Source organism: Bradyrhizobium sp. SUTN9-2 (genome assembly GCF_003122645.1).
GTDB lineage: Bacteria > Pseudomonadota > Alphaproteobacteria > Rhizobiales > Xanthobacteraceae > Bradyrhizobium > Bradyrhizobium yuanmingense.
The window spans coordinates 636,523-651,466 of the sequence record NZ_LAXE01000001.1; the positions used below are offsets into that span (position 1 = coordinate 636,523).

The 14,944-nt window shown below is 63.0% G+C and carries 16 protein-coding genes and 1 tRNA gene; 12 read left to right on the forward strand and 5 right to left on the reverse strand.

Going from position 1 to position 14,944, the window contains the following annotated elements; all coding sequences use genetic code 11:
- Positions 1 to 146: 146 nt before the first annotated feature.
- The 3 genes from rpsA to aroA all read right to left on the reverse strand — a co-directional run bounded on the left by rpsA (position 147) and on the right by aroA (position 4,092).
- Positions 147 to 1,853 (reverse strand): 30S ribosomal protein S1, encoded by a 1,707-nt coding sequence (rpsA, locus tag XF30_RS02985; protein ID WP_036009120.1) that lies wholly within the window; start codon positions 1,851 to 1,853, stop codon positions 147 to 149.
- 266 nt (positions 1,854 to 2,119) lie between these two features.
- On the reverse strand, positions 2,120 to 2,758 hold the full coding sequence (gene cmk, locus XF30_RS02990; RefSeq protein ID WP_036024437.1) for a (d)CMP kinase: 639 nt from the start codon (positions 2,756 to 2,758) through the stop codon (positions 2,120 to 2,122).
- Positions 2,755 to 4,092, reverse strand: a complete 1,338-nt coding sequence (aroA, locus tag XF30_RS02995) for a 3-phosphoshikimate 1-carboxyvinyltransferase (RefSeq protein ID WP_109145545.1) — start codon at positions 4,090 to 4,092, stop codon at positions 2,755 to 2,757. Before aroA ends, cmk begins: the two co-directional genes overlap by 4 nt.
- A gap of 158 nt (positions 4,093 to 4,250) precedes the next feature.
- Here aroA and XF30_RS03000 point away from each other — a divergent pair, with 158 nt between their 5' ends.
- The 3 genes from XF30_RS03000 to XF30_RS03010 all read left to right on the forward strand — a co-directional run bounded on the left by XF30_RS03000 (position 4,251) and on the right by XF30_RS03010 (position 5,227).
- Positions 4,251 to 4,658: a TIGR02300 family protein gene (locus XF30_RS03000; protein WP_036009126.1), complete on the forward strand. Its 408-nt coding sequence runs from the start codon at positions 4,251 to 4,253 to the stop codon at positions 4,656 to 4,658.
- Positions 4,659 to 4,755: 97 nt separating this feature from the next.
- Positions 4,756 to 4,831 (forward strand) — tRNA-Ala (locus tag XF30_RS03005).
- 159 nt (positions 4,832 to 4,990) lie between these two features.
- A complete protein-coding gene (locus XF30_RS03010) occupies positions 4,991 to 5,227 on the forward strand; it encodes a GIY-YIG nuclease family protein (protein WP_109141870.1) in 237 nt (78 codons plus the stop codon).
- Between the two features lie 4 nt (positions 5,228 to 5,231).
- Here the strand turns inward: XF30_RS03010 and XF30_RS03015 are convergent, their stop codons facing one another.
- Positions 5,232 to 5,690: a MarR family winged helix-turn-helix transcriptional regulator gene (locus tag XF30_RS03015; RefSeq protein WP_109141871.1), complete on the reverse strand. Its 459-nt coding sequence runs from the start codon at positions 5,688 to 5,690 to the stop codon at positions 5,232 to 5,234.
- A 155-nt stretch (positions 5,691 to 5,845) separates the two neighbouring features.
- Between XF30_RS03015 and XF30_RS03020 the strand changes: the two genes are divergently transcribed.
- From XF30_RS03020 to XF30_RS03055, 8 genes are all read left to right on the forward strand, one after another.
- Complete coding sequence (locus XF30_RS03020) at positions 5,846 to 6,271, forward strand: organic hydroperoxide resistance protein (protein ID WP_036009140.1); 426 nt, start codon at positions 5,846 to 5,848, stop codon at positions 6,269 to 6,271.
- 180 nt (positions 6,272 to 6,451) lie between these two features.
- Positions 6,452 to 7,654, forward strand: a complete 1,203-nt coding sequence (locus tag XF30_RS03025) for a CaiB/BaiF CoA transferase family protein (RefSeq protein ID WP_036009143.1) — start codon at positions 6,452 to 6,454, stop codon at positions 7,652 to 7,654.
- Positions 7,655 to 7,936: 282 nt separating this feature from the next.
- Positions 7,937 to 9,253, forward strand: a complete 1,317-nt coding sequence (gene ugpB / locus XF30_RS03030; protein ID WP_036009146.1) for a sn-glycerol-3-phosphate ABC transporter substrate-binding protein UgpB — start codon at positions 7,937 to 7,939, stop codon at positions 9,251 to 9,253.
- Positions 9,254 to 9,299: 46 nt separating this feature from the next.
- Positions 9,300 to 10,181, forward strand: coding sequence for a sn-glycerol-3-phosphate ABC transporter permease UgpA (ugpA, locus tag XF30_RS03035; RefSeq protein WP_036009149.1), 882 nt, complete (start codon positions 9,300 to 9,302; stop codon positions 10,179 to 10,181).
- Positions 10,181 to 11,029, forward strand: coding sequence for a sn-glycerol-3-phosphate ABC transporter permease UgpE (gene ugpE, locus XF30_RS03040; RefSeq protein WP_109141872.1), 849 nt, complete (start codon positions 10,181 to 10,183; stop codon positions 11,027 to 11,029). Before ugpA ends, ugpE begins: the two co-directional genes overlap by 1 nt.
- Before the next feature lie 6 nt (positions 11,030 to 11,035).
- Positions 11,036 to 12,124: a sn-glycerol-3-phosphate import ATP-binding protein UgpC gene (locus XF30_RS03045; RefSeq protein WP_109141873.1), complete on the forward strand. Its 1,089-nt coding sequence runs from the start codon at positions 11,036 to 11,038 to the stop codon at positions 12,122 to 12,124.
- 267 nt (positions 12,125 to 12,391) lie between these two features.
- Positions 12,392 to 12,817 carry an Hsp20 family protein gene (locus XF30_RS03050; RefSeq protein ID WP_024338612.1) on the forward strand — a complete coding sequence of 142 codons (426 nt, stop codon included), beginning with the start codon at positions 12,392 to 12,394 and terminating at the stop codon, positions 12,815 to 12,817.
- A 50-nt stretch (positions 12,818 to 12,867) separates the two neighbouring features.
- A complete protein-coding gene (locus tag XF30_RS03055; RefSeq protein ID WP_007598581.1) occupies positions 12,868 to 13,140 on the forward strand; it encodes a BQ00720 family protein in 273 nt (90 codons plus the stop codon).
- 252 nt (positions 13,141 to 13,392) lie between these two features.
- On the opposite strand, the gene XF30_RS39075 is transcribed toward XF30_RS03055, so the two are convergent.
- Positions 13,393 to 14,229, reverse strand: a complete 837-nt coding sequence (locus tag XF30_RS39075; RefSeq protein ID WP_244608864.1) for a hypothetical protein — start codon at positions 14,227 to 14,229, stop codon at positions 13,393 to 13,395.
- 122 nt (positions 14,230 to 14,351) lie between these two features.
- Here XF30_RS39075 and XF30_RS03065 point away from each other — a divergent pair, with 122 nt between their 5' ends.
- On the forward strand, positions 14,352 to 14,912 hold the full coding sequence (locus tag XF30_RS03065; protein ID WP_109141874.1) for a hypothetical protein: 561 nt from the start codon (positions 14,352 to 14,354) through the stop codon (positions 14,910 to 14,912).
- Positions 14,913 to 14,944 lie beyond the last annotated feature (32 nt).

Consider the following 14,944-nt stretch of genomic DNA (forward strand, 5'->3'; position numbering starts at 1 on the left):
GTCAAACTCCTCCCTGGGGTTATGGGTCCCGGATCGGCGCTCCGCTTCGCGTCGCTTGTCCGGGACGACAGCGGAGTTCGTGGAGACAGCAACAAAAAAGCCCCGGCTTGCGCCGGGGCCTTGATGTCGCAAAACGGACGTTTCGCTTACTTGCTGTCGCGGTTCTTCAGCGCGGTGCCGAGGATGTCGCCCAGCGTCGCACCCGAATCCGAGGAGCCGTACTGCGCGATGGCTTCCTTCTCTTCGGCGACTTCGAGCGCCTTGATCGACACCTGGACCTTGCGGGCCTTCTTGTCGAACTGGATGACGCGGGCATCGACCTTCTCGCCGACGGCGAAGCGTTCGGCGCGCTGGTCGTTGCGGTCACGGGCGAGCTCGGAGCGCTTGATGAAGGTGGTGAAGTCGGTACCGGCGATCTTAACCTCGATACCGCTTTCCTTCACTTCGAGCACTTCGCAGGTCACGACCGCACCCTTCTTGACATCGCCCGGCTCGGCGAAGGGATCGCCTTCGAGCTGCTTGATACCGAGCGAGATGCGCTCCTTCTCGACGTCCACATCGAGCACCACGGCCTTCACCATGTCGCCCTTCTTGTAGTTGTCGATCACCTGCTCGCCCGGAAGCTTCCAGTCGAGATCGGAGAGGTGGACCATGCCATCGACGTCGCCCTCGAGGCCCAGGAACAGACCGAACTCGGTCTTGTTCTTGACCTCGCCCTCGACCACCGAACCGGTCGGGTGCTTCTCGACGAAGACCTCCCAGGGGTTGCGCATGGTCTGCTTGAGGCCGAGCGAGATGCGGCGCTTGACGGAATCCACTTCCAGCACCTGCACGTCGACTTCCTGCGAGGTCGACACGATCTTGCCGGGGTGCATGTTCTTCTTGGTCCACGACATCTCGGAGACGTGGATCAGGCCTTCGATGCCCGGCTCGAGCTCGACGAACGCACCGTAGTCGGTGATGTTGGTGACGCGGCCGGTGAAGCGGGCACCCAGCGGGTACTTGGCTTCGATGCCCTGCCACGGATCGTCCAGCAGCTGCTTCATGCCCAGCGAGATGCGGTGCGTCTCGTGGTTGATCTTGATGATCTTGACCTTCACGGTCTGGCCGATCGAGAGCACCTCGGTCGGGTGGTTGACGCGGCGCCACGCGATGTCGGTGACGTGCAGGAGGCCGTCGATGCCGCCGAGGTCGACGAACGCACCGTAATCGGTGATGTTCTTGACCACGCCGTCGATGACCTGACCCTCTTCGAGGTTCTGCACCAGCTCCTGGCGCTGCTCGGCGCGGGTCTCTTCCAACACCGTGCGGCGGGACACGACGATGTTGCCGCGGCGGCGGTCCATCTTCAGGATCTGGAACGGCTGCGAGTTGTTCATCAGCGGCGCAACGTCGCGGATCGGACGGATGTCGACCTGCGAGCGCGGCAGGAAGGCCACGGCACCGTCGAGGTCGACGGTGAAGCCGCCCTTGACCTGGTTGAAGATGACGCCGTTGACCTTCTCGTTGTTCTGAAACGCCTTCTCCAGCTTGCCCCAGCTCTCTTCGCGGCGCGCCTTGTCGCGCGACAGCACGGCTTCGCCGAGAGCGTTTTCGATGCGATCGAGGAACACTTCCACCTCGTCGCCGACCTTGAGGTCGCTCTCACGGCCGGGGCCGGAAAATTCGCGCAGCGCGACGCGGCCCTCGGTCTTCAGGCCGACGTCGATGACGGCCATGTCCTTTTCAATTGCAACCACCTTGCCCTTGACGACGGAGCTTTCCTGCAGGTTGCCGCCCGCAAAGGACTCGTCGAGCATCGCGGCGAAATCGTCGCGCGACGGGCTATAGGTATCAGCAGAAGTCGAAGCCATTTGTTCTCCAGTTGCGGATGTCTTGCCGGCCGTTGGGTTCATGGGCGCATCGCGCGCGCAGTGTCGGAAGGTCCGCAAGACCTTCGAGCGACCGCTCGTTGCCCTGATCTAGCGACCAGAACAGCGGAAGCGGGCCGGCTGAGGCCCGCGCGTTCGATACGTTGAAAGCTTGTCCGGAACCTGGATCGCGCCGGTCCCGAAACCGGGACGAAGCGTATCGACCTCAAAGAGCGGGAGCGGGCACTTCCTCCAATGACGGCGGCGGCTTAACCCCGCGACCGGCCCGCTCGGACAGCCTCGATAATGTCGATGGCGGCCCGGACGCCGCCTTCTATATCCAGTTGGGAGTTATCTAGCAAGTAAGCATCCGGGGCCGGTTTTAGAGGCGCAATCGGCCGATTCTTGTCACGTTCGTCACGCTGGAGGATGTCGGCGAGTACGGCCGCCTCGTCCGCCTCCTCGCCCCGCGCTTTGGCCTCCATGGTGCGGCGCCGCGCGCGGACCTTGGGGTCGGCGACCACGAAGATCTTCACGTCGGCATGGGGGCAGATCACGGTTCCAATATCCCGGCCGTCGAGCACGGCGCCGGGCGGATCGGCGGCGAACTGGCGCTGGAAATTGACCAGGACCTCGCGAACCCGAGGGATTGCCGAGACGATCGAGGCCCCCTCGCCGGCCTTCTGGGTCTTCAGCGCAGGATTACCGAACTTTTCGGGATCGAGCTCCAACGCGGCCTGCACCGCGGCCGCCTCATCGTTGAGATCGTGCCCCGACTGCATCAAGGCGTAGGCGACCGCGCGATAGATCACGCCGGTATCGAGATGACGATAGCCGTAATGGTGGGCGAGACGCTTGCCGAGCGTCCCCTTGCCCGAAGCCGCGGGCCCGTCGATGGCGATGATCATGAAAACTCGGCCCCTAGCGAACGCATCATCGGAATGAAATCCGGAAAGCTGGTGGCGATGAAGGCGGTGTCGTCGACCGTAACAGGCTGATCGGAGGCGCAGCCCATCACCAGCGCGGACATCGCGATGCGATGGTCCATATGGGTGGCGACAGTGCCGCCGCCCGGGACGTGGCCGCGACCCTCCACGATCAGATCGTCGCCGGAGACCACGACCTTGACGCCGTTGACGCGCAGCATGGCGGCGGTGGCTTCAAGCCGGTCGGATTCCTTGACGCGCAGCTCCTGCAGGCCGCGCATGATCGTGGTGCCTTCGGCGAACGACGCCGCCACCGCCAGCACCAGATATTCGTCGATCATCGACGGCGCGCGCTCCGGCGGCACCTCGACGCCGCGCAGCTTCGACGCCCGCACGCGCAAGCGCGCCATCGGCTCGCCGGCATCGCCGCGCACTTCGCTCTCCTCGATGGAGGCGCCCATTTCGCGCAGCGTGGTGAACAGCCCGGTGCGCAGCGGATTGGTCATGACGTCGGACAGCACGACATCGGAGCCCTCCACGATCAGCGCCGCGACGATCGGGAAGGCGGCCGAAGAGGGATCGGCGGGCACCACGACATTGGCGCCATGCAGCTCGGGCTGGCCCACCAGCGTGATGCGGCGGCCGTGCCGGCCTTCCTGGACCGAGGTGATGTCGGCGCCGAAATGCTTCAGCATCAGCTCGGTGTGGTCGCGGCTGGCCTCGGTCTCGATGACCGTGGTGGTGCCGGGAGCGGCGAGGCCCGCCAGCAGCACGGCCGATTTGATCTGGGCCGAGGCGACCGGGGTCTTGTAGACGATCGGCAGGGGGGCGCGCGCGCCCTGGAGGGTCAGCGGCAGGCGCCCGCCCTCGCCGCCGGCGGTGACTCTGGCACCCATCTTTTCCAGGGGATCGAGGATCCGGCGCATCGGACGGCTGCGCAGCGAGGCGTCGCCGTCGAACACCGCCGAAATTGGGCAGCCGGCGACGGCGCCCATGACCAGCCGGCAGCCGGTGCCGGAATTGCCGAAATCCAGTGCTGCCTTGGGCTGGGCGAAGCCTCCGACCCCGACGCCGTTGACGGTCCAGGCGAAATCGCCGGTGCGCTCGACGCTGGCGCCCAGCGCCTGCATCGATTTGGCGGTGTTGAGGACGTCCTCGCCCTCGAGCAGGCCCGAAATCCTGGTCTCGCCGACCGCGAGCGCGCCCAGGATGAGGGCGCGGTGGGAGATCGACTTGTCGCCGGGCACCCGTACTTTCCCGGTCAGGGGACCGCTGGCGCGAGACTGGAGCGGCCTCGGTTGATCGGAATGGGTCAAGATTGTGTCCTTGAATAGGCCCGGTGGGCTGGCGCGCAGGTACCACATGGTCCGCGCCCCGTCACGGGCATGTCGTTCTCCCGTAATGCGCTATTGACAGCGGGCCGCCAACTAGCCAAGTGAAGCACCGCTTTTCAGACATTCCCAGGATTCCTGCCGTGGCCAAGTCCGAACTCGGAACCAAACGTATTTGCCCGACCACGGGCAAGAAGTTCTATGACCTCAACAAGAATCCGGTGATCTCGCCCTATACCGGCGAAGTGGTGCCGATCGCCCCGGTCGCTCCTGCCCGCGGCCCCCGTGCGGCCGAGGCCCGCAACATGGCCCAGGACAACGCGCCGGAGCCGGCGGAGACCGAGGAGTTGGTCTCGCTCGAGGAGGCCGATGCCGAGGAGAACACCGGCAAGGTCAAGGCGGTCGTGCCCGAATCGGAGGACGATATCGAGGTCGACGAGACCCTCGACGACGATGATGACGACGATTCGACCTTCATTGCCGACGAGGAAGAGGGCGATGAGGACGTGACCGACATCATTGGTGATGTCGGCGGTGATGAAGAGACTTGAGATCAGCCCTGATCTGTGAAAAAGGGTGCACCGCGCGAGTCGCCTAGAGCGCTCGCCGGCCGGGACGGGTCCCCCAGGATCCTCCCATTTGGACTAAGGGGCCATAGCTCAGCTGGGAGAGCGCTTGCATGGCATGCAAGAGGTCGGCGGTTCGATCCCGCCTGGCTCCACCAGCCTTCGCTGGCTTCGCCAGCTACGGCTCGGCAAGCCAGCTCCGCTCCCTCGTGGCGAAGCTAGCGAAGGCTGCCGCGGCGAAGCCCCGAAGGGCGAAGCCGGGCTTCAGCAAAACAAGAGCGGGTGTAAGCTCTCCTCGCCTACCGAGGAGTGTGCCCGTGAAGTACGTCTACATCCTTGAGAGCCTTGATTCTCTCCACTTCTATGTCGGGATCACTGACGACCTCCGCGCCCGACTGGCAAAGCACAATGCTGGCGAGGTGCCCCACACTTCGAAATACGGACCTTGGCGGCTCAAGACTTACGTCGCATTCAGCGATGAGAAGCAGGCCGTCGCATTCGAAAAGTACTTGAAGTCAGCATCAGGCCGCGCCTTCGCCAAGAAGCGGCTTTAGTCCCCTACTCCCCGATCACCGCATTCAGCCGATCCCTCAGCGCGACGATCTCGTCTTTCATCGCGACCAGCTCCGACACCGAGCAGTCCGATGCCGCCAGGATCGATTGCGGCACGCTGCGGGCCTTTTCCTTCAGCGCATGGCCCTGCGGCGTCAGGGCGATCAGAACCTGGCGCTCGTCCTCACGCGAGCGGGTGCGCCTGACGAGATGGGCGGCCTCGAGCCGCTTCAGCAGCGGCGTCAGCGTGCCCGAATCCAGGAACAGCTTCTCGCCGATCTCCTTGACCGGCACGTCATCGCGCTCCCACAGCACCAGCATGACCAGATATTGCGGATAGGTCAGGCCGAGCCGATCGAGCAGCGGCTTGTAGACGCGGTTAAAGGCGTGCGTAGCGGAATAGACCGCAAAGCAGATCTGGTTGTCGAGACTAAGCGGGTCTACCGCCGTTGATTTCCGGGCCATGAAGAATCCTGCACGTTTCTCCCATTCTGGTCCCGGCCGGCGCCACATTCAATTGCGAACAATTAACTGTGAGGCGGGACGAATTAGATTGCGCACAATCTAATTGTCTGCGATAAAGCCCGCACCCCAACCCCGAAAGACCCGAGGAGACGACAATGTCTGTGAACGTCCTCTACAAAACCAGCGCCAAGGCCACCGGCGGCCGCGACGGCCATGCTGCGACCCTCGACGGCGCGCTCGACGTCAAGCTCACCACGCCGAAGGAGCTCGGCGGTGGCGGCGGCGCTGGAAACAATCCCGAGCAGCTGTTCGCGGCCGGCTATGCCGCCTGCTTCATCGGCGCGATGAAGTTCGTGGCCTCGCAGGGCGGCCCAAAGGTGCCTGCGGATGCCTCGGTCACCTCGACCGTCGGCATCGGCCCGCGCTCCGAGGGCGGTTTCGGCCTCGACATCGACCTCGCCGTCTCGCTGCCGGGTCTCGCCCGCGCAGACGCCGAGGCGCTGGTCGCGAAGGCGCATCAGGTGTGCCCGTACTCCAATGCCACGCGCGGCAATGTCGACGTTCGCCTGACGGTGGTCTGATCGGCAGCGCGGATTGGCTGGCCCGGGAATCCCCCCTCGGGCCGGCCGCTTACGAGGGAATTTGCCACCCCGCGGCATGGCTGCTCGGCGGCGCATACGGCTCCACGCTCGGCGCCATTGCTGGCGCAAACAAACCTCGCTAGGCCTGTGATCCAATGATCGACACAGGGAAGCGAAGGCATGACTGAAGCAGCAACGGGCGCCATGAGCGGATTGCGCGTCATCGATCTCACGCGCGTGCTCGGCGGTCCCTACTGCACCCAGATCCTCGCCGACCACGGCGCCGACGTGATCAAGGTCGAGCCGCCCGCGGGCGACGAGGTGCGCGAATGGGGCCCTCCGTTCCACGAGGAGGATGCGGCCTATTTCGTCGGCATCAACCGCAACAAGCGCTCGATCGGCCTCGACCTCGCCTCCGAAGGCGGCCGAATCGTGCTGCTCAAGATGTTGGAGACCGCCGACGTCCTGATCGAGAATTTCAAGCCGGGCACGCTGGAGAAATGGGGCATCGGCAACGACGTCCTCAGCAAGAAATATCCCCGCCTCGTGCATTGCCGGATCTGCGGCTTCGGCGCCGACGGCCCGCGCGGCGGCAACCCCGGCTATGATGCCATCATCCAGGCCATGACCGGCATGATCGCAGCCACCGGCTCACCCGAGAGCGGGCCGATGCGGATCGGCGTGCCGCTGGTCGACATCACCACCGGACTTTATGCGGCGATCGGCATATTGATGGCGCTGTCGGAGCGGCAGCGGTCGGGCAAGGGCCAGTTCCTGGAGACGACGCTGTACGAGACCGGCCTTGCCATCATGCATCCGCACACCGCGAATTATTTCATGCACGGCAAGCCGCCTGGTCTCACCGGCAACGAGCATCCGAACCTCGTGCCCTACGCGATCTTCCCGACCAAGACCGACAACATCTTCATCGGCGTCGGCAATGACGGCACTTTCCGCAAGCTGGCGAAGGAGATCGGCAAGCCCGAGCTCGGCACCGATCCGCGCTTTGCCCGCAACAAGGACCGCATCGCCAATCGCGAGGCACTGCGCGCCGAGCTAGCCGCCGTGTTCAGCCAGCACGAGGCCGAGCCGCTGTGCAACCGCCTGCTCGCGGCCGGCCTGCCTGCAGGTCCCGTGCAGAAGATCGACCAGGCGTTGACCAATCCGCACACGATCGCGCGTGGCGATATTATCGAGAAGGACTGGTACAAGGGCGTTGCCTCGCCGATCCGGCTCGACCGCAGCAAGCCGAGCCTGCGCCGCGTGCCGCCGAAATTCAGCCAGCATGCGGCCGAGGTGCTGGGCGAGTTCGGCTACTCCAAGGCCGAGATCGACGCGATGGTCGAAAAAGGCACGGTCTGCGGTCCCGAGCGGAAACGCTGAGCTAAGGCGAGCGTCAACGGTGGTGCGCTCCCTCTCCCGCTTGCAAGTGGGAGAGGTTCGGAGCCCGCGGCACGATAGTGCCTCATCTCAATGCCGCACTGCGGCGCGCGCACGCATGTGCAGCGCGAACGAGTTGGCTGACGGCTCCGTCTTGGCCTATTTGACAACTTCCCATTTGGCCGCGCTTGCTGCTTTCGTTTCTCCCGCTTACACAGTCATGTGAACGTCATATGGCGCTGCTAGCGCAAGCGCTTCTTTAGTGACGGGCAAGGGAGGTTCTTGATGGCTCTTCGACATTTTGGCACGGCGGCGGCCGTCGCACTCACAATTGGTCTCGGCGCGTCGCCGGCGCTTGCCGTGACCGAAATCCAGTGGTGGCACGCGATGACCGGCGCCAACAACGACGTCATCGTCAGGCTCGCCAACGATTTCAACACCACGCAGAGCGACTACAAGGTGATCCCGACCTACAAGGGCAACTACGCCGACACGATGAACGCCGGCATCGCCGCGTTCCGCGCCGGCAACGCGCCGCACATCATGCAGGTGTTCGAGGTCGGCACCGCCACCATGATGGCCGCGACCGGCGCCGTGAAGCCGGTCTACAAGCTGATGGCCGAGACCGGCGAGAAGTTCGATCCGAAGGCCTATCTGCCTGCGATCACCGGCTATTACTCGACCTCGAAGGGCGAGATGCTGTCCTTCCCGTTCAACTCGTCCTCGACCGTGATGTGGGTCAACCTCGACGCACTGAAGAAAGCGAATGTCGAGGTGCCGAAGACCTGGCCCGAAGTGTTCGACGCCGCCAAGAAGCTGAAGGCGGCCGGCCACGCCACCTGCGGCTTCTCCAACTCCTGGGTCACCTGGGTCAATCTCGAGCAGCTCTCCGCCTGGCACAACGTGCCGCTCGCCAGCAAGGCCAACGGCCTCGACGGCTTCGACACCGTGCTGTCCTTCAATGGTCCGCTCCAGGTCAAGCATCTCGAAAATCTGGTCGAGCTCCAGAAGGACAAGACCTACGACTATGCCGGCCGCACCAACACCGGCGAAGGCCGCTTCACGTCGGGCGAATGTCCGCTCTACCTGACCTCGTCCGCGTTCTTCGGCAACGTCAAGGCGCAGGCCAAGTTTGCCTTCACCGCGGTGCCGATGCCCTATTACCCGGACGCCAAGGGCGCGCCGCAGAACTCGATCATCGGCGGTGCCTCGCTCTGGGTAATGGGCGGCAAACCGGCGGACGATTACAAGGGCGTCGCCAAATTCTTCTCCTTCCTCTCGGACACCGATCGCCAAGTCTACATCCACAAGGCCTCGGGCTATCTGCCGATCACCAAGGCGGCCTATGAGAAGGCCAAGGCGGATGGCTTCTACAAGGACCAGCCCTATCTGGAGACGCCGCTGCTCGAGCTGACCAACAAGGAGCCGACCGAGAATTCGCGCGGCCTGCGCCTCGGCAACATGGTGCAGCTCCGTGACGTCTGGGCGGAGGAGATCGAGCAGGCGCTGGCCGGCAAGAAGACCGCCAAGCAGGCGCTGGACGCGGCCGTCGAGCGCGGCAACACCATGCTGCGCCAGTTCGAAAAGACCGCCGTGAAGTAAGGCGACAAGCGGCAGGCCGGTCCCCCGGCCTGCCGCGCTGGGCATCATGCAAAAGCAAGCCATTTTCCAATCGAAGCTGTTGCCCTATGCGCTGGTTGCGCCGCAACTCGCGATCGTTCTGATTTTCTTCTACTGGCCGGCCTTGCAGGCGATGATCCAGTCGTTCCTGCTGCAGGACGCCTTCGGCCTGTCGACCAGCTTCGTCTGGTTCGAGAACTACATCGAGCTGTTCAAGGAGCCCGCCTATTTCGAGGCGATCCTGCGCACCTTCTTCTTCTCGTTCGCGATCGCGGTGTCGTCGCTGTCGTTCGCGCTGCTGCTGGCCGTGATGGCAGACAAGCCGCTGCGCGGCTCGATGCTCTACCGCACGCTGCTGATCTGGCCCTATGCGGTGGCGCCGCCGGTCGTCGGCGTGCTCTGGATCTTCATGCTGCATCCCTCGCTCGGCGTGCTCTCGCGCTACCTGCGGGCGCTGGGCATCGACTGGAATCCACTGCTCGACGGCGACCAGGCCGCAGCGCTGATCATCCTGGCCGCCGCCTGGAAGCAGATCTCCTACAACTTCCTGTTCTTCCTCGCCGGCCTGCAGAGCATCCCCAGAAGCGTGATCGAGGCGGCTGCGATCGACGGCGCCCGCCCGATGCGCAGGTTCTGGACCGTGATCTTCCCGCTGCTGTCGCCGACCATCTTCTTCCTCCTGGTCGTCAACATCGTCTACGCCTTCTTCGACACGTTCGGCATCATCGACACCATGACCCGCGGCGGTCCGGGCAAGTCGACGGAGACGCTGGTCTACAAGGTCTATACCGACGGCCTGCTCGGCGGAAACCTCGGCAGCTCCGCGGCGCAATCGGTGATCCTGATGATCATGGTGATCGTGCTGACGGGCATCCAGTTCCGCTTCGTCGAACGCAAGGTGACCTACTGATGGTCGAGGAAGAAGGCTTTCGGCGCTACATTGCCCATATCATCCTCTGGATCGGGATCGCGATCGTCGCCTTCCCGGTCTATCTCGCCTTCGTGGCGTCCACCCAGGACAACGCGGTGATCGCCAACGGGCAGATGTCGTTGCTGCCCGGGGGTCTTTTCTTCGAGACCTATTACCAGACCATCTTCGTCGGCACGAGCGGCTCGACCCGCGAGCCGGTCGGCAACATGATGCTGAACTCGCTGGTGATGGCGCTCCTGATCGCGCTGGGCAAGATCGCGGTCTCGATCATCTCGGCCTATGCGATCGTGTATTTCCGCTTCCCGTTCCGGATGGCGCTGTTCTGGCTGATCTTCATCACGCTGATGCTGCCGGTCGAAGTCCGCATCTATCCGACCTACAAGATCGTCGCCGACCTGCACATGCTCGACAGCTATGCCGGCCTGTCGCTGCCGCTGATCGCATCGGCCACCGCGACGCTGCTGTTCCGCCAGTTCTTCATGACCGTGCCGGACGAGCTGCTGGAGGCTTCGCGCATCGACGGCGCCGGCCCCTTCCGCTTCTTCTGGGATACGCTCTTGCCGCTGTCGCGCACCAACATGGCGGCGCTGTTCGTGATCCTGTTCATCCTCGGTTGGAATCAATATCTCTGGCCGCTCTTGATCACCACGCGCGACGACATGCAGACCATCCAGATCGGCATCCGCAAGATGATCACCACCACCGACGCGCTGACCGAATGGCCGATCGTGATGGCAACCGCCGTGCTGGCCATGCTGCCGCCGGTGTTCGTCGTCGTCGCCATGCAGAAATTGTTCGTGCGCGGCCTGGTCGAGACGGAGAAGTAGAGACTTATGGCCAACGTCACCCTGCGCAGCGTCCGCAAGACCTATCCCGGCGGCTTCGAGGCCATCAAGGGCGTCGACGTCGATGTCGGCGACGGACAGTTCTGCGTGCTGGTCGGCCCCTCCGGCTGCGGCAAGTCCACGCTGCTGCGCATGGTCGCGGGGCTGGAGACGGTCACCGGCGGCGAGATCGACATCGGCGGCCGCGTCGTCAACGGAGTAGAGCCCGCCGATCGCGACATCGCGATGGTGTTCCAGAACTACGCGCTCTATCCGCATATGAGCGTCTACAACAACATGGCCTATGGCCTGCGCAACCGCGGCATGGCCGAGGCCGAGATCAAGACCCGCGTCGAGGAAGCCGCGCGCGTGCTCGAGCTCTCCGCCATGCTAGAGCGCAAGCCGCGCCAGCTCTCCGGCGGCCAGCGCCAGCGCGTCGCCATGGGCCGCGCCATCGTGCGCCAGCCGAAGGTGTTTTTGTTCGACGAGCCGCTGTCCAACCTCGACGCCAAGCTGCGCATCGCGATGCGGGTCGAGATCCGCAAATTGCAGCGCCGGCTCAACACGACGTCGATCTACGTCACCCATGACCAGCTCGAGGCGATGACGCTGGCCGACATCCTCGTGGTGATGAACGGCGGCCAGGTCGAGCAGGTCGGCAATCCGCTTGATATCTACGAGAAACCGGCGACGACCTTCGTCGCCTCCTTCATCGGCGCGCCGCCGATGAACTTGATGTCGACCCGGCCCGAGGAGATCCGGTCGCAGCTCGCCGGCAGCGCCGCGGCCGATGCCGGCATCGTCGGAATCCGCCCGGAGGATTTCGTCATCACCGACGAGACGCCGGCCGGCGGCCTCGCCCTGCCGCTCACCGTCGAAGCCATCGAGCGCGTCGGCGCCGAGACCTTCGTCTACGGCTCCCGCGAGCAGGAGGACCAGCGCGTCGCCGCCACGCCCGGCGAGCTGCCGCCCGGCGAGGTCATCGTCCGCATTCCCGGAACCCAAGCGCCCGCCATCGGCGCGAGAATCCGCGTCGCGGCGGTGCGGGCCAAGCTGCATCTGTTCAGCGACGACGGGCGGACGCGGCTCAAGGGCTGAGCGGCTCCGGGGCGTGACGACAAAAGTGCGAAAACAACCCCATGCACAGTAGAAGGGGGTTTGTTTTTGTTGGGATAAATCGCCTCGCGCGACGCGTCATGCCAACCACGACGAACCAGGCATTCGGGCGATGGCGGAAAGTGGCCCGTCCACAGCTCCCCCGCTACCTGCTTGAACCCACAGGGGAACATGCCCATATTGCTCATCAAGGGGCGCCGCTCGCGGGCCCTGATGCACCAAAGTCGCTTCGAGAGGACTTTGTAAACTATGTCTCGTGTTCCAACGCTCTCCAGTCCCTTCCTGCTGGGCTTCGACGAGATCGAGCGCGTGCTCGATCGGGTCGTCAAAGGCGCCGACGGTTATCCTCCCTACAATATCGAGAGGTGCGACCGCACGGACGGCCAGCCCGAGCGTTTGCGCATCACGCTGGCGGTCGCCGGATTTACGCGCGACCAACTCGATGTAACCATTGAGGAAAACCAGCTCGTGATCCGCGGGCGGCAGCAGGACGACAAGACCCGGCAATACATCCATCGCGGCATCGCCGCGCGCCACTTCCAGCGCACCTTCGTGCTGGCGGAGGGGATGCTGGTGCTGGGTGCGGATCTGAAGAACGGGTTGTTGTCGATCGATCTGGCCCGGCCTGAACCGGAGCGGATCGTTAAGACAATCGCTATCAATGAGCACGAATAATGGAACGAGTAGCGGACTCGACCGCTTAGTGTTCCAGAGGAGTCGAGACCATGAGTGAAGGTCACGTTGCGTTCGAATACGAAGCCAAGAACGTCTCTCCGGAGACGCTGGCAACCCTGGGCGAAGGCCATATCGCCTATGTGAAGCAGATCCGCTCCGAGGACGTGCCGGGCCTGTTCCCCGAGGCGCCCAAGATCGCGCCGGGCCTCAAGCTTTTCGCGCTCCACGCCGCCGATGGCACGCCGATCATGCTGACCGACAGCCGCGAAGCTGCGATCGCCAACGCCTGGAGCAACGAGCTGCAAGCGGTGAGCGTGCACTAAGCACGCGCGTCGCACGAATAGGGTTTCAAACGGGCATGCCTTCGCAAGAAGGCGTGCCTTTTTTGTACCACCAGCAAAGGATACCAATGAGCGGAATGAGGATCATGGGCCGGTCGGACTTGGCACTCGCAGGCTTCGCCCAGCGGCGCCACCTCATCAAACCGATTTGCCCAACATCCGTCCATTCTAGCGCAACGCTCGCCCGTCTTGAGTTGCAGACGAAACATGCGCGCGCGACTTAGAAATCCGCAACTAGCGAGAGTTCTCCCAAAGCTGCTTAGCCTTCTCGATCTGCCGCTCTTTGAGGTAGTCGTAGTAGCTGGCCGCTTCCGGCGTGTAGCCACCCTTCTTCTCGGACTCCGCATTCAGACGCACAAGTTCTTTCTTGAATGCTTCGAATGCCGCCAACTCCTTGTCTGATAACCATCCGCCTTTTGCCGGCAGATACTCGTCTATGACGTCCGACAGCGTCTTAACCCCTAAGCGTTCCATCGGGTTGAAGTTGTTTCGCTGCTGTGTCCAAGGTGTTATGAGCGCGGAATGGGCCATATTGGCGTCTCGAGCCTCTTGGCTTTGTGTTGTCTGGACCTTCTGAGTGAGGTCCTGTGACTTCACGGTCGCAAACTCCCGGAGAACTCGACTGAAAAGGAAGAAGAAATCCGCCTTAATCATTTGGACCCACGGCGCGACGATAACGGCGCGCTCCTCAGGGGTCACTTTGAGATCGCTCAATTGAGCATCAATGTCATCGAGAACGGATTGCTTGTCCTTGGTCGATGGAGTTCCCAGTCGATTGCCCCAGGCTATTGTGAGATAGCTCGCTCGGGCAGAGATCTCCGCCAACCGCCTAACACTAGCCAAGGTAGCCAAGGCCTCGATGACTGTTTGCCGAAGCTTGGCTTCAACACCTAGGGTCTTGATGAATTCGACCTGAGGAAGGAAGACGACCAGCGTCCCCAAGAGAAAGAGCGTACCCAGCGTCAACGCTGAGCCCTTCTGGTTGTTGAACGCTTGATAGACGGCGCCCAACATGGCGAACATCGACATCGCTGCTACGAAGTACGAGAAAATGTCTCTGACTTTGTCCATCCGAACACCAATAAAAAAGCCGAGACTCAAGTCTCGGCTAACCCTAGGTAGCAGATTTGGTCAGGACGTACTAGGCTAGCGAAATCTGAATTGGCTAGCCTTTCGCTCCCAGGGACGGTCCGATGACCACGGCAACAGGGTCCTTCCAACCTGAGCCCACAATTGACGAGACGGAATATCAGAACATCCTGCGAATCATCGAGAACATGTCCTTTGTCATGGAGCGCAATCCGAGGGTCTTCTCGATAGCTCCAGAAGAGACAATCAGAGACCACTACCTCGTTCAGCTAAACGGCCAGTACGAAGGTTCGGCGACCGGCGAGACCTTCAATGGTATTGGACATACCGACATACTCATCAGGGATGGCAATACCAATCTCTTCATCGCCGAGTGCAAGATTTGGCACGGCCAGAAACAGTTCACGGATGCGGCGAACCAGCTCTTCGGCTACGTAACTTGGCGCGACACGAAAACCGCTCTCATCATCTTCAGTCGTAATCAAGATACCAGCTCTGTTGTCGAGACCGCCTTCGCAGCCGTTCAGGCTCATCCTAACTACAAGCGGGGTGCCGTGATGGAGGGTGCTACGCGTATTCGCGCCATCTTCGGGAAGCCGGAAGACATGGCCAGGAACATTATCCTGACCGTCATCATCGTCCCCATCCCGAAAGCGGAGCCATAAAAACTGCTTCACTTGACCTTACGCAAAGCGAG